Below are 14,655 nucleotides of genomic sequence, written 5' to 3' on the forward strand. Positions count from 1 at the left end.
TTAACGCACGCCAATCGCACGCCTGAGAATCGCGCGATACGCCCCTCGCCACCACGGCACACGCCCCTGCTGGCGCGATTTCCATGCCTGCAGTGCCTGCAACGTGCCCTCCGGGGTGCTCAGGCCGCGCCCTGCGATGTCGAGATAGAGCGGGTACAGGATCAGGGCCCCGGCCACGAGTTCGTCCAAAGCGAGCCTACGGCTACGTCGCGGCAGCGGCACCTTGTCCTCGGTCAGGCCCCAGCCAGCGTAGAAGGGGTGCCCGTAGCAGACCACGCGCAAACCGCGCAGCAGTGCTTCGAACCCGCTGAGCGAAGTCATGGTATGCACTTCGTCGACCTGCGCCAGCATGCGCTCCATGGGCACATCGCTGACGCAGGCGTCGCACCATCGCTCAGCCTCGTCTTCTTGTGCACCCAGGATGCGCAGTCGCGCCTCCACGTCAGGATGCGGTTTGTAGACAAGGAATGCGTCTGGATTGGCAGCGCGGACGGCCTGCAGCAGGGCCATGTTGCCACGCACTGCGGCGCCCCCGCGGGCGATGGAGGCATCACTCTCGACCTGTCCCGGCACCAGAATGACACGCGGCACATCAGCCGGCCGCGCCCACTCGCCCTGACCGACGTTGTACTTGGTGACCCCACCTGCCGCGACCGCCTCGCGCAGGGCCGCGGCGCGCGCGCGGCAGGTGGGCGTGAACTCGGCATGCTGCAGCAGCCATTCCAGATCGGAGGGTTGCGACGCGTCGTAATACATACCCCGCGTGTCGACCACCCAGGACAACGGTCGGGTCAGCTCTGCGCCCAATCCTACCGAGCGCAGGAAACCGTCCTCCATACGCACCACTGGCATTTCCTTGGGCATGCCATCCGGCCGCTCGGCAGACCCCCACAATAGCAGGCCAGCCGGCTGGCTCAGCCGAGCCCCTGGCTCCACGAAGGTAACCTGACGTCCTGGGAAGCAACGGCGCACGAAGCGCCATTTCCAGCGAGGGAAAGACCAGGCATAGAGGCGTTCAGGAAACTCGTGCAGGCGCGCGGTAGCTTCCAGCCCCTCCACCTCGGCGCAGGCCTGCGCCGGCAAATTCAGATCGCTCGGCATCGTTCGAGAAATGGGTCGACGATCGCAAAGTGCGCTCCCCAGTCCCAGCGCTGGTATCCGCGCAGACGTTCTAGCTGCGTACGGCGACGTGGATCGGCCGCCACGCTATAGGCGCGCACTGCATCGAGCCAGGCAGGGCCATCCAGCGGATCGAGATATTCCGGAATCTCACCCACACTCTCGCGGAATACAGGCAAGTCTGCCGCCAGCACCGGAGTACCCTGGGACACAGCCTCGATCAGCGGTAGACCGAACCCTTCCACGAAGGAGGGAAACAACAAGGCGCGGGCATGGCGCAGCCAGGTTGCCAGCTCCGTATCGTTGCAGCGCGGCAACTCGATCACACTCCCGCGCAAAGCGGGGCTGCGCTCCAGCAGATCGATCACCTGTTCGCATTCCCAGCCACGCTGGCCGATCAGCACCAACTTCGGCGGCGTTTCGCCAAGCTCGGCAAAGCGTCGCCAAACATGCAGGATCAACAGGTGGTTCTTACGGGGTTCTATCGTCCCCAGCATCACGAAATAGGGCTCCGGCAGCAGGGCCTCTGCCCCAGGGGTGGGCAGCGGTTCAATGCCTAATGGCGCAACCACATGCGGCGGCAGGCTACTGCCGTAGCGCGCCACATAGTCCACCAAGTCCTGCCGGGTGGCGCCCGAATTGAAGATCAGGCAACTCCCGGTGTCGAGCATGGTGGCGAGACGCTGGTGATGCTTGTCGTCTTCCTGGGGCCGGCTGTATTCGGGATGTGTCAGCGGTATCAGATCGTGCAGGAAATACACAGGACGCAGTCGAAAGCGGCGCACGGCATAGGCGTAGCCCGGATCGTCGAGTCCGCTGTGACCGGTGTTGAGCAACGTCCAGCCGCGGCAGGAGCTACCGCGTAGCAAATGGGCCTGGGCCACATTCAATCGCACCGTCCGCTGCGGCATCCCGCTCTCGCCGAGCAGTGCTGCGAACACCTTGCGCGACGCCTCATCACCCAATCTCAACCAACGTCCGCGATGGCGCACCAAGGCGCGCGCACGTTCACGGTAGTGCCGCAGATAGGCCAGACTGACTCGATCCACGCCGGTTGGATGCTTGCCGTCCATCAACCGGCCAGCCAGGCGGCTCACGTCGATCAGCATGGGCAGCGAATCCAGCACGCTCACATCCCTCCGGTACTTTCACGCGCGGTCACCTGCCCCACCGTTCCGGTAAGCAGGCGATGGCAAGCCTCGGTGACCGCTTCGGTCAGTCCCGGTTCCTTGAAAAACACCCCGCGCAGCAGCACCGTACCGGCCAACGCGGTGGCGAAGACATCCGCCAATTCGGAGTCCGGCGGACACCCCTCGGTCCAGAAGTCATCCAAATCGCCCTGGAAGGTCAAGCCAGGCACGTCGAAAACGGCCTGACCAAGCACGATCATGGGGGCACGCAGCTGCAGGGCGCGCATCCCGGTCGTGCTGTTGACCAGGACCACGCCGCGGGCATTCTGGATCAACCGGTTGAGATCGCCACCGCGCACATAACGAATGCGTTCACTCAAGCCCATGGCGCGAGCCTGATTCAACGCGAAACGCCGCCAATCACGGATCGCCGGGTCCCAGGGATGCTCCTTCAGCACCAGAATCGCGTCGGGTGGAGCATATTTCGCGAACGAATCCATCACCAGCGGGATCACCTCGTCCATACCCCGGAATGGCGAATAAGCCACGATCTGATAATCGAAATCGAGTTGCATCGGAAATAGATAGTACGGCTCATCCGCGCGCACCACCTCATCTACCATCTCGTCCACCTCCGTGCGTCGCAGGCGGTTGCCAAGCAATCGTCGTGCGCTGGCCAGGGTGTAAATCAGTGTCGGCGGACGCATATCGCTGCGCTGGTAGAAAGGGTAGAGAACCCGGAAAAAAAAATTTCCGAAATTGAACGACAGGTCTCCGACAGCCATTTGCAGGGCACTGTCGACGAAGCGCGGTTCCCAGTCGAGTACCGTGCACTGCGCTGCAATCTCGCGGATTTTCTCCGGATCGCGCGGGAATCTCGAACCACCGCTGATGCCGTCATGCTCGAAAATCACCCAGTCCGGACGCAGATAGCCAAAGTCGGTCACCACGACCTGAACACCCAAGCGCTTGGCAGCCGCCACCGCCTCGCGGTGATAACGCCGCTGCTCGCCCAGCAACAGCAGATCGGTCACACCTTCTCGGCGCATGAACAATTCGACAAACGCCGGCCAGCGAGAAAAGCGTCCACGGTAATCGATGGAAAAATCGTCGTGCCAGAACAGCCAGTCGCCGAAACAGAGATTGATACGCGTCACCCGCCAACCGCGTTCGTCCAGACACTGTCCGATGCGCCGAAAAAAGGGCGAAGGCATGCCCTGAAGAAAGAGCGCATGTCGACGGCGAGTCGCCGTCATGAACGGCCATGCCGCTGGAACCAGTCGATGGAAGCCTGCAGCGTATCGCGGTAGGACTGACGCCCCAGGGGCGCGCCCGCCGCCTGCAGCTTATCGATGCGGTGGCCGCAGGTGCGGCCGAAAATCTGCACGATCAGAGGATGCAGCAGCGGTTCTTGACTCAGCCCAAGCATCCGGTAGGGCGCAGCGAGCACACGCGCGGCCGCACAGGCCAGCCAGTAAGGCAATCCGACAACCAATCCCTTCCCCCCAATGCCTTTTCGAAAATCCTGTAAGAACATCCGCCAAGTGACGTGCTCTGGGTCACGCACATTATAGATTTCGCCCGCGGCCACTGGCGCTTCGGCGGCCCATAACAGGCAATCGACCAGATTGTCGACCGCCAGAAATCCGCAATCCACCTGCCCGCCATCCACCTGCAACATCAAGCCGGCACGCAATTCCTCGCCGATCCGCGCGATGAACGGGCTGCCCGGGCCCATGACATTGGTTGGCCGCAGCACGGTATAAGCCATCCCCAGGGTCTGCGCCCGCTCACGCAGCAGGGCCTCACCGTGCAGCTTGCTGTCGCCATAGCCGAAACCGGGCGGATTCGGCGGATCGTCCTCGCCACACGGTCGCGGCGGGAAGCCATACACATCCACCGTCGAGACATGCACGAAGCGTTCCGGCAAGGTGCCAGAAGCTGCGATGGCGTCAAGCAGATTCGCCACGCCCGTCACATTCGCGCTGTCATAGGCCTCCACGCGATCCCAGGTATGTACGTTGGCAGCGCAATGGAAAACATAATTGACATCGGTCACGGCGGATCCGAGCGCATCCCTCGCGTCCAGGTCTCCCACGCACAGCTCGACCTGCCCTGCCAGGGCCTCAGGCAGCCGGGATGGATCGCGCACCAGCACACGCACGCGTGCACCTTCGGCGAGCAGACGCCCAGCCAGATGCCCGCCGATGAAACCGCTTGCGCCCGTAACCAGGACGCGGCTATCGCGCAACGTCATCGCCGGACGCCTTGAAGATCGACCGCGGCTCAGGCTCGGGCACACTGTTCAGCACGCCGTAACCCCACCCCACGAACGGATTGAGCCAGCCCCGGGTAGCGCGCAGCGCCATGCCGATAGGCACCACCTCGGCGCCCAGGTCCTGCTTGATCGAATAGGTGGTCAACCCCATTTCCAAGCGCTTGGCGCCGAGTTCGATCGCAGTTTCCACGACCGTTGCCGCGATATACAGATAAAGCCCGTCGTTCTCCGGCGTCTCGCGCCCGACATACAGCCAGCGCACCAAGTCGCCGTCCTGCAGTAGCAGCGCATGTGCCGCAAGCTTTCCCTCGCGGTAGAACAGCAAGGCCTTGGAACGCGCGCCCATGCACTCGGATAGCTCACGGTAAAACCGTGGCGTCAGCACCTCGCGCTGGAACTCCTTGGCATTTTCATGCACCACCATCCATTGAGCGCACAGGGTTTCCGCAAGATCCGAGAAATCGTCGCGCAATTCGTGGCTCACCCCAGACTCGATATTGCGTTTGCGATGCTTGAGCAGCTTGCTACGGTAATAGCTGCGCATCGCACGCAGATACGCCTCGGGATCGGACCAGCGCACACTCAAATAGGTATTGGGTAGGCTGTCGATCCAGTGATAACCATGGCGCGCGAAATCCGTGCGCAAGGCCTGCGCCTCGTGCTCGAAATCTCGCACCACGATCAGCAGATGTCCCTCGCGCCTGGCGGTTTGGAGCAAGGTCTCTGCGATACGATCCACCATCTCCCGCTCCTGAAGCAGCGGCGTCCTCACGAACGGCGGGCTGACGATGGTGATCGGCGTACCGCACTCGAGCATTTTCCATTTGAGAAAATTTGGAAAAACCCGGCGCACCGCACCCAGCAATCCGCGCAGGAACGGCGGCGCGAAAATCGCGATGTCGGTGGTCACCGTGTAGAACGAATACAGCCCGGCAGGGGTGCCCGCGTCATCACGGAGCAACACATGTCGATATTGGAAATCGTTCAGGCCAGATCGCTCAAGGACCGACCAAAAATCCCGTGACATTGCCGCAGAGCCCATGCCCGCTAGCGCATCCCAGGCTTCGGCAGGCACCGCATCGATGCTGTCGTAAAGCTGTGTTTGCATAAATGGCGAACAACTTACGCAGTTCTTATGACAATCGTTTGTGCATCCGGCGACCTGAATTCCCCGATCAGGTACGCTAATGAGGCGGCAACACTATAACAGACCGCGTCACCATTCGTGTTGTGACGCTCTGCACCTCCAACCAGTACAATATACGGACCTGACCGGCGGCCCCATGGCGACAATTCTCATCGTAGGCAAAGGTGGCTTCGGCGATATGATCCCGCTGTGGGACCTCGCCGCCGAACTCCAGCGACGCGGACATCGGCTATCGGTCGCTGCCGAAGCACATCATAGCCAGGCTTGCCGTGCGCTTGACCTAGACCTGATACCGCTGAGCACCACCCACTCCCCATTCACCGCCACGCCTGATTCTGAGATCGAAACCCTGGTCCCGTTCGCCCGCGACGCCGACCTGCTGCTCGGTAATCAGCTCGCCTCCACACCCCCTATTCTGGGCGCGCTGACCGGCACGCCATGGTCATACTGCACCGCCTCCCCATTGGCATTGCCATCACATTACGACCTGCCCTGGTGGCCGGGGCTACAGGCGATCCAGCGACGGGCTTCGCAAAGCCGCTTCATCCAAGACACAGCCTACCGGCTGGCACGCGCGGCTACCCGGCTAGTGATGCAGGCACACCAACGCCAACGCCGTCGCTTCGGGCTGAAAGACGGGGCCCACCCACGCTTCGAGGCTCTGTACTCGCCCAGGCTGAACCTGTTGATGACCTCGCCGATACTGGTCGAATCTCAACCGGACTGGCCGCCACACACGCACGTCACCGGTTTTTGTGCCTACGAGGCACCGTTCCTCGGCAGTCCGGAAGAAACCGAAGCGATGCAGCGCTTTGCTGCAGCCGGCCCGCCCCCGCTGCTGATCGCGCCTGGTGGCCGCGACCGCGCCCAGCCCGCACACATGGCAAACGCCTGCCTCGCCGCATGCCGACAGCTCGGCCAACGCGCCGTGGTGTTGCTCAATACGCGCTTTCATCACCTCATACCGCCCGCGCCCGACATCCTGGTCACGGGCTATATGCCCTACGGCACGCTGATCGATCCGATGCGAGCCGTGATCCATTCCGGCGGCATCGGTACCATCGGCTGGACACTGCGCCTCAACAAACCCTCGCTGCTATTACCCTCGGTCTGGGACCAGTTCGACAACGCGCGACGCGCCACAGAACGCGGACTCGCCCTGTCGCTACCGACCCGCGCCAGCAGCTCACGCATCGCACAGAGCATGGAAAAACTACTCTCCGCGCCCTGGCCGAACCTAGAGTCCGCCTCTCGCGCGATAGCGACCGAACAGGGCGCAACCATTGCCGCCGACGCGATCGAGACGCTGCTGCGCGAACTCGAACGCAGCAAGATCGCCGAGTCTGATTGACCCAACCGGGGACATCCCGCAGAATCGATCATAGAAAAATTCATAAGCCGCGCGGGCGAGATTCAACCTTCCGGCACAACGCGCCTGCCTTTAGTCAGCAAGGGATCCCCAGCTTGAAATTCCCGACTCGCTACGCCGCCGTCATCGCGTTGATTTTGCCCGGTTCGTCGTCAGCGTTCGGGGCCGCTCTGCCACAACCGAAGGGACGCTGGTTCCTGGCGCCGCAGATCAGCTACTACAGCACCAACCGCTACTGGAACAAACAGGGCACAAGCCTGCCGCTCGGCGATTACGCCCCCTTCGCCAAGAAGGAGATCAGCCTCTACGGCGAATACGGCCTCACTCGGGACACCACTCTCACCTTCAAGACCGCCTACGACAACCTGACCCAGTCCAGCCCCGGCGGCACCCTGACCGGCAGCGGCTTTACCGGATTCGACCTCGGGCTGATCCACGGCCTGCTGCGCGGCGAGCACTACGCGGTGTCGCTGTATGCGCAGGTGCTGATCCCCAATGGCCAGACGCCCGGCTCCCAGGGTCTCCTGGTCGGCTACGACCGCACCGGCCTGGAAGGCGGCGTCCTGATGGGCGCCTACTACCGCAAGGCCTTCATCGACGCCGGCATCGGCTACCGCCAGTATTTCGGCTACCCCAGCAACCAGATCCGCACCTACATCAACAACGGCTACGCCCTATCGCCCGACTGGCAGCTCCTGCTCGGCTTCAGCGGCGACTTCGGCACCCAGAGCAACGCAACGCTCAGGATCGGCAACGTCGTTTCCGAGCCCTACTACCAGCTCGCGCAGATCAGCCTGGGCGTGCGTTACCGGCTAGAGCCGGGCCTGTCGCTGGTGCCCAGCATCAGCTTCCCTGTCTGGGGCCACAACACCGGCCAGGGGCGGACACTGTCTATGAGCCTGTGGACCTCGTTCTAAGCCAGTCGGCGCACGCCTGCGCCACCATCCCTAGCGACCCGTCCTACCAAGACGCAGGACTGCATACGGCGCCCGCGACGGCGCGTGTTCGCGACAGCCATACTCGCCCCGCGGGCTTCAGAACATACGGCGGATAACCGATCCGGTCCTGTCCCAGCCGTGCGTTGGCGGTCACCAGCCCGAAAGAGTCCGACGCGTTCCCCCAGAAATCTAGCCCATTGTTGTTATGTGCTGGATCGTCGAACAGGCTCATCGCCATGACACCGAACACCCCGTTGTGGGCCATGCTCGGCACCGCGTCAAACAGCTGTGAATAGCCCTCCTTCGCGGCCTTTTCCCAGGTTCCGGCCGGCTGGCCGGGCGGAGTCATCGTAGCCACCACGAAATAGGCCAACAGCAGCGGCTTGCGATATTTTTTCTGCAGAAAGGCGCTGAATGCGGCGGTGCGCCGCCCCAGCACCTCGATGCCCTCCTGCTCCGGCGTATAGCTGCGCATGTGGCCTTCGACATCGCGGTGGGTACCCCCGCGCATCTCCTGAAAGGCCAGGAAATCGAGTTGCGGAATGGCCGGTGTGAGCGCTGGCGCGAAACGCGACCATTCCCGCCGGTCAGAGATCCGCGTGCCGTAGTGACCGAAATCGCCGACACAGGTTCCCACTAGGATGCGCAGTCCGGGATGTGCCGCGTGGTGCAGCATCCTCGCAGCCTGCGCCAGCATACGACCGAACGCCGGACGGTCCTGCACGCCTGGAATGTTGAATTCGGGTTGCAGCACGACAAGCACCGTGCCATGTAGCGGTTGTAGTACACGTACCAGACGCTTCACGCCAGCATAAAAATCCTCGCGGTGCGCCTCGACATCGTGCCACGCGTCCTTACCTTGCTGGTAGAGATCGCCAAGGGAATACTCGAACAGCACCGGAACATAGCCCCGGTCCATGGCCCCCTGCAAACCTGCAACCCATGAACCCTGCCAGCCTGCGGGTAGCCAGATGCCCAGAAGCCGGTTGTCGGGTGCGAAACCGAGCCAGTTCAGCAGTTGCGGCGTCGTCTTGTAGTGTGTTGTATCCAGATGCCAGCGATAGCGGTCGCCCACACCGAAACACATCGAGGCAGCCTGAACCTGTATGGGCAGCAAGCACGCAAGCAGCAACGCCATCAGCCAAAGTCTGCCCTGCCCCACTTCAGGTTCGGTAAATCGCATTTGCGGCATTCCGTGGTTGTGGCAACGCCGCGACGCGGGTTCTTCAGTGTGCAGACAAAAGCGGCGGGGCGTCCCTGCGGCGGTACAGTCGGTATTTCCCGAAACGAGCCTCCAGCACCATGCCGCGCGGTACGTGACGTACATAATCGTACAACCCGGTCCCCGGCGTGTCGCCTACCAACAGATAGGCGCAAAACTTTGCCGGCTGCAGTTCCGCCACGGCATACAGACTATTCGCTGGCAACAAAAAAGGCTCGGCTGTGCCAGCCAGGGCCACCAGTTGATAGGTCTGGCGATCATCCGTAAGCACGCTCCCGACGGGTGCACGAGCAAGCATACGGCCCACTGCCAGATCGATGCGGGCAGCCTCATCGTGACCAGCGACGAGCAGATGTCGCATGTTCGGTACGGCAACGAGCCATTGGAGAAGCACTGCCACAAGCAGGGTCGTATGCCCCCAGCCGGAGACTCGCCGCGGCATGCTGGTAACCGCAAACAGCGTGAACAAGGCCGCCACCGCCGCATTGCTGGCCAGCCCCAGCGTCGGTGAAAAAACGATCATGATCAGCGGTACCAGATGCACCAGCAGGCGCAGCGGCGAACGAAACAGTAACAACAGCGCCGTGCCCCAGTAGATGGGAGCCGCCCACAGCCAATCCGCGAAAAATGCCTTGTGGAAATACAGCGCTGGATAGGCAAAGGCCACTTGTCCCGTAAACAGCCAGGATAGATAAGCCCAGATGCCGAGTGCAGCCATGGTCGGAAATGCCAGAACGCCGGCGGCCGCCAACAATGCACGCCATGGGTAGCCAGGGGAAAAAAACGGCAGCAGGATGACGAATGCAGGCAGAAAGTACAGCGCCGAAGGCGTTGCCAAAAATGCCGCCGAGAGCCACAAGCCCGCCTGAAAGGCGTACACGATCTGCCTGTCGACGACATATTTTTCGTAATTCACGAAAGAAAGGAACAGAAACAAGAAACCGAGCATGTCCGGCAGATCCTGCGTCGCCAGACGCAGGAATTCCGGATTGAAGAAGATACTGCTGGCAATCAACACGACCAACCAGCGGTTGAGATCGGTGCGCAACAATTCGCGCAGCAACAGCGTAGCCAGCAAGCCGGCAGTAGCCACGCTGATCAGCGCCAGCCAGGCAGGCGAGTGCCCTGGCAGCAGCAACAAAAAAGGCAACGGCGGATACACGAAGCCGATGGACTCCAACCGTCCCGTCGCGATCACGAGATATGTCTTTTCGAGCAAAAACGCTGCTGTGTCGCTCAAGTAATGCTGCCGCAGCATGACTTCCGCCAACAGCGCATAGGGCAGCGTCAGCGCCGGCCACCAGAACCAAACGGGCCAACGCGGCAGACTAACCGACCGACTTAGACTTACTGAGTCCATGGTGGGTTTTTTCCCAGTAGAACGGCCGGGTCATCAGCTGCCACAGCCCCTTGTACGCGGCGACACTGTGTAGCAGCCAGTAAAACGGATTGGTTAGACTGAAAATCAACAGCCCATACAGCCTGCGCTTGAACACCGCCAGCATGGACAGATAGATGCCAAAGGCATTGCCGACCAAGAGATTGAACAACCCTACGTACAGCACCCAGGACGGGAAATAGGCATCGAGCGCGTGCGTGTCCGTGGCCAGCCAGATGAAATACAGCACCACCGTAGGCAGGTAAGCCAGAAACGCGACGGGTGTACCGCCGATCAACAGGGCGAAACCCAGAGCCTGCTTGAGTCCCACACTGCGTAGCAGGCGCAGCGGATGACGACCGTGTACCAGCGCCGTCTGCATGTAGCCCTTGATCCAACGTGAACGCTGGCGAATCCAGTTCGGGATATGGTTATTGGCCTCCTCCATGGTCGTCGAATTGACGATGCCGACGCGGTAGCCAAGTGCGGTGGCGCGGATGCCCAGATCCGCGTCCTCGGTCACGTTGAAGGGGTCCCACCCCGCCAGTTCACGCAAACGGTCGACGCGAAAATGATTGCTGGTACCGCCGAGCGGGATCGGTAGGCGCAACTTCTGTAGCCCTGGCAGCATGTAATCGAACCAATACGAATACTCCAAGGTAAACATGCGCGTCAGCCAGTTCTCGTCGGCGTTGAAATAATTCAGCGCCGCCTGCACACAGACCAAGTTTTCCGGCCCCTCGCGAAACGCTACCAGTACCTTCTTGAGCTGATCCGGGTCAGGAATGTCCTCTGCGTCGTAGATCACCAGATATTCCCCACGCGCAAAAGACAGCCCGACGTTGCACGCCTTCGGTTTGGTCTTGGGCAGCGCGTGCGGGATGCGCACCAAATGCACGAAATCGGGCGGCCGCCCCAGCAGGGCCGCGTCCCAAGTTTCGTCATCGTCCTCCTCGATCAGGATCAGGATTTCGAGCTTGGCTGAGGGGTAATCCAGCGCTGCCACATGCTCCATCACGCGATTGACGATGCCTGCCTCGCGATAAACGGGCACCAACACCGTGTAGAAAGGCAGCTCATCGTCCTGCAACTCGGCCACCTGCTCGTCCGTGATGTCGATGTCGTTTTCGGCGAACGCGCCCGCCATGCCCAAGCCGAACTTGAACACCACGTTTACAAAGAAAAACAGCGTGACAAGCACATTCAGGCCGATCAACGTCGCGGTTGGATGTTGCACCAGTGCCAGGAAGCCCCCCACGATCAATACGGCCATGGCGACGTACTGCGACACCGTCAGCACCGTGTACGCCGACACTTCCTGATGCTGGGTATACAGACCGTAAACCGAACGCTCCAGGATGATCTGGCGATAACAGCGACGCAGATAGCGGTCGATGTCCCAGTGCGTCGTCACCCAGTATGCAGGTTCGACATCGGGATAATGTGCCGCCAGCGCGGCGGCGAGTTCCGGGCCAGGCAACTCGGCCGTGGCCACGCGCAATCGGCCGTCGCTTTCGCCCAAAACCACCGCGCGGAACGATACCGCCTCGTCCAGCGGCCAAGCCGATGTCGTGGCGCAGGCCTCGTCATCGAGGCGCAAATAAGGCATCCCCCATAGCGTGGACAACGCCTGATACAAGTCCTCGCGCTTGACCAGTGACAGCGCCAACAGGATCTCGCCCAACCGTTCGCCGCTCTGCGTCTGCACCTGCAGAGCGTAGTCGAGGTCCTGCTGTGCGAGCGTGCCCTGCGCGACCAGATAATCGCCGAGGCGTACGATCATGAGCCTGCCGGCCCGCCTTTACGTACCAATCGCGGATACAACCAGACCAGAATCGCAACCACAAGCAAGCCGAACAGCACGATGAACCAGTAGCGATACTGCTGCCAGAAAACATCCGGGCGCACCGGCAACGGTTGAATTTCCAGGCCCTTACCCATCATGCGCGCCTGTACCGGATGTCCCGATACGCCTTGCAACACCGTATCTCCGTGCAACTCGTACCAACCGGCACCCACCAGGGCGCGACTCAGCAAGGCTGCGCGCAGCTTCGGCGGGCCTGCCAGCACGAGAGTCTGTCCGTAGGCTTCCAGTGCTGCGAAGCGCGAACCCGGCACATAGCGCAGCAACGTTTTACCCTCGGTATCACGCAGTTCGAACGGCTTGATCTGTAGGAACGCGCTGGACGGCGCGGTTTCACCCACGTAAAGCACCGGCCCCGAATCGGGCAACTTGCCGACAACCATCGGGTGCAATTGCATCCGAACCGTTTTCTGCATAGCCTCGAGCAGGGCAACCGCCTGGGCCAGATCGGTGCGGTTATCGCTCTGCAGATAGACCGGCATTTTCTGCGCGAAGGCCACTGGGAAACGATCGAAACCACCGGGCAAGCTGTCGCTACGATTAAACTGTAAATAACTTGCGTTCCGCACCATGCCCATGAACGGCAACGAACCCTGGGTGCAATTGCCCCCGCCCGGCGTGTAGGCGAAAGAAAGCTGCACCACGTTGTCACGCTTCATCAGTCCGGCAGGCACCGACGCATAGAAATCGTAGCGTGTGCCATCAATCGGTTGGGCATAAATCGCCACACCGTTGAACTTGACGCTGATATAACCGCTCGCATGCTCCGGCAAGGGACTATTCACCCCGGCAAACCGAACCGCCATGTCCTTGACTGCCCCCCCGAGATCAGTCTGCGAAAAGCGATATGTCACATTCAGGGTGCCCACGCCCTGCACCTGCTCGTCGGGATAACCGAGTTGTGCGAAAGTCGTCTTGTCCTGTGCGACCTCGGCAGGGTTCTGCACCGATACCGCCAGATCGGTGGCGCTGGTCACTGCCATCGCCGGCATCAAGCGTGCGTGGCGAAATACAGCCTGGGTAGCCATGACCGGGTCAGGGCCCAGCTGCAGCGCTAAATAGGTATGGCGGTTATCGGCAGCGTCAAGGCGCACTACGCCCAGCTGGGTGCCACCAAGAATCACCGTTCGCGAGAATGCAGGATTCGGCGGCATCCTGCGCTTGTCCACCAATACGATGCGCGGCGGCACTGCATAGCGATGGGTGATGTAAGAAGCGACGTCGAGCACCGCCTGCGCGTCGCCGCTCCCGAGCATTTCGGGTACGACGATATACACCGTCTTCAAGTAAACGGGGAAAAACTGGTTGATTGGCGGCACACCGGCCTGCGGTTTCTGTGTAAATGAAAGCACGCTATCCGGCCCAATATCCATCCAGTTGCCGGCCATGGCCTGGCAGACATTGGGATTGTCCACCACCATATGAATTTCCAGCGGCACCACACCGTCAACCGGCATCGCTCCCATTAAGGGCACCGACCACACGCTGGTCTCTGTCCTCGGAATACTTTCCTCCGCTAGCACCCGATGATTGCTCTCGATCCATAGCTTGCCAGTCGGCATCTCAGGTGCAAAACGCAGGTGTAACTGCAACGTAGCAGCCTTCAACGAAGGATTTTCGGGCAAATAAAGCGTTTTCACCGCGTCCGCGCCCTGCAGTCGGATACCGTCAGGTTGGCCGATATCCTGCAGCGTCAGCGAAACCACATCGCTTGGTGTGGCCTGATTCGCGGCCGCCGACAATGCAGTAGTTGCCGCCAAAGCGGATGGCATCGACAGTTGAATCAATAAAATCCCGCAGGCAAGGCTACCGATCAATTTCGGCAGCCCACGCACAAATCCGTGGGTATGGTTCATCGCCATGTCCTAAATGTCGCTGGATGGATGCTTGATTGTTATTGCTTAGTTATTGGTTCCGGTTGGAGCTTGTATCTTGTGGAGCGAGTAATACCACATGTACTACCCAACCCGTTGGAGGCACTAAAAGAGCACCGGCGGCACCGACGAATACGCGATGCCTAACCGATTTGCATGAAGCCCCACGTGACGCAAACGACCAGAACACCAAGTCAGTATCGCAGCGATACCGCGTATGGCGGAGACTTATAAATCATGCCCGCTAACACTAACCGATATTTTTTGTCCAGCACAACTGTTAATTACGGGTTATCACCACAATGCGCCAAAAACACATAAATCGTGTGTTTTTGG

Annotated in this window: 11 protein-coding genes; 2 read left to right on the plus strand and 9 right to left on the minus strand. The window is 61.0% G+C overall.

Features of this window, described 5'->3' with window-relative positions; genetic code table 11:
• Genes BJI67_RS10600 through BJI67_RS10620 form a run of 5 tightly spaced genes read right to left on the minus strand, consistent with a single transcriptional unit; the run spans nt 1 to nt 5,635 of the window.
• Complete coding sequence (locus BJI67_RS10600) at nt 1–1,101, minus strand: capsular polysaccharide export protein, LipB/KpsS family (RefSeq protein ID WP_156782113.1); 1,101 nt, start codon at nt 1,099–1,101, stop codon at nt 1–3.
• Entirely contained in the window at nt 1,086–2,252 is a 1,167-nt protein-coding gene (locus BJI67_RS10605; protein ID WP_197513027.1) for a glycosyltransferase family 4 protein, read from the minus strand. The genes BJI67_RS10600 and BJI67_RS10605 overlap by 16 nt, the downstream gene beginning before the upstream one ends.
• Nucleotides 2,249–3,505 carry a capsule biosynthesis protein gene (locus BJI67_RS10610; protein WP_070072998.1) on the minus strand — a complete coding sequence of 419 codons (1,257 nt, stop codon included), beginning with the start codon at nt 3,503–3,505 and terminating at the stop codon, nt 2,249–2,251. The genes BJI67_RS10605 and BJI67_RS10610 overlap by 4 nt, the downstream gene beginning before the upstream one ends.
• The gene (locus BJI67_RS10615) at nt 3,502–4,506 is read right to left on the minus strand and encodes an NAD-dependent epimerase/dehydratase family protein (RefSeq protein WP_070072999.1); all 1,005 of its coding nucleotides are present in this window, start codon (nt 4,504–4,506) and stop codon (nt 3,502–3,504) included. Before BJI67_RS10615 ends, BJI67_RS10610 begins: the two co-directional genes overlap by 4 nt.
• Nucleotides 4,490–5,635 carry a GNAT family N-acetyltransferase gene (locus BJI67_RS10620; RefSeq protein ID WP_070073000.1) on the minus strand — a complete coding sequence of 382 codons (1,146 nt, stop codon included), beginning with the start codon at nt 5,633–5,635 and terminating at the stop codon, nt 4,490–4,492. The genes BJI67_RS10615 and BJI67_RS10620 overlap by 17 nt, the downstream gene beginning before the upstream one ends.
• Nucleotides 5,636–5,810: 175 nt before the next feature.
• Between BJI67_RS10620 and BJI67_RS10625 the strand changes: the two genes are divergently transcribed.
• Both BJI67_RS10625 and BJI67_RS10630 read left to right on the plus strand, forming a co-directional pair.
• On the plus strand, nt 5,811–7,025 hold the full coding sequence (locus BJI67_RS10625; protein ID WP_070073001.1) for a glycosyltransferase: 1,215 nt from the start codon (nt 5,811–5,813) through the stop codon (nt 7,023–7,025).
• Between the two features lie 113 nt (nt 7,026–7,138).
• Nucleotides 7,139–7,960 (plus strand): hypothetical protein, encoded by an 822-nt coding sequence (locus BJI67_RS10630; RefSeq protein WP_070073002.1) that lies wholly within the window; start codon nt 7,139–7,141, stop codon nt 7,958–7,960.
• Between the two features lie 43 nt (nt 7,961–8,003).
• Here the strand turns inward: BJI67_RS10630 and BJI67_RS10635 are convergent, their stop codons facing one another.
• Genes BJI67_RS10635 through BJI67_RS10650 form a run of 4 tightly spaced genes read right to left on the minus strand, consistent with a single transcriptional unit; the run spans nt 8,004 to nt 14,301 of the window.
• Nucleotides 8,004–9,164, minus strand: coding sequence for a hypothetical protein (locus tag BJI67_RS10635; protein WP_070073003.1), 1,161 nt, complete (start codon nt 9,162–9,164; stop codon nt 8,004–8,006).
• 43 nt (nt 9,165–9,207) lie between these two features.
• A complete protein-coding gene (locus BJI67_RS10640) occupies nt 9,208–10,563 on the minus strand; it encodes a hypothetical protein (protein ID WP_156782114.1) in 1,356 nt (451 codons plus the stop codon).
• Nucleotides 10,532–12,364, minus strand: a complete 1,833-nt coding sequence (locus tag BJI67_RS10645) for a glycosyltransferase (RefSeq protein ID WP_070073005.1) — start codon at nt 12,362–12,364, stop codon at nt 10,532–10,534. The genes BJI67_RS10640 and BJI67_RS10645 overlap by 32 nt, the downstream gene beginning before the upstream one ends.
• Nucleotides 12,361–14,301, minus strand: coding sequence for a cellulose biosynthesis cyclic di-GMP-binding regulatory protein BcsB (locus BJI67_RS10650; RefSeq protein WP_197513035.1), 1,941 nt, complete (start codon nt 14,299–14,301; stop codon nt 12,361–12,363). The genes BJI67_RS10645 and BJI67_RS10650 overlap by 4 nt, the downstream gene beginning before the upstream one ends.
• Between the last annotated feature and the right edge of the window lie 354 nt (nt 14,302–14,655).

The organism is Acidihalobacter aeolianus (assembly GCF_001753165.1).
GTDB lineage: Bacteria > Pseudomonadota > Gammaproteobacteria > DSM-5130 > Acidihalobacteraceae > Acidihalobacter > Acidihalobacter aeolianus.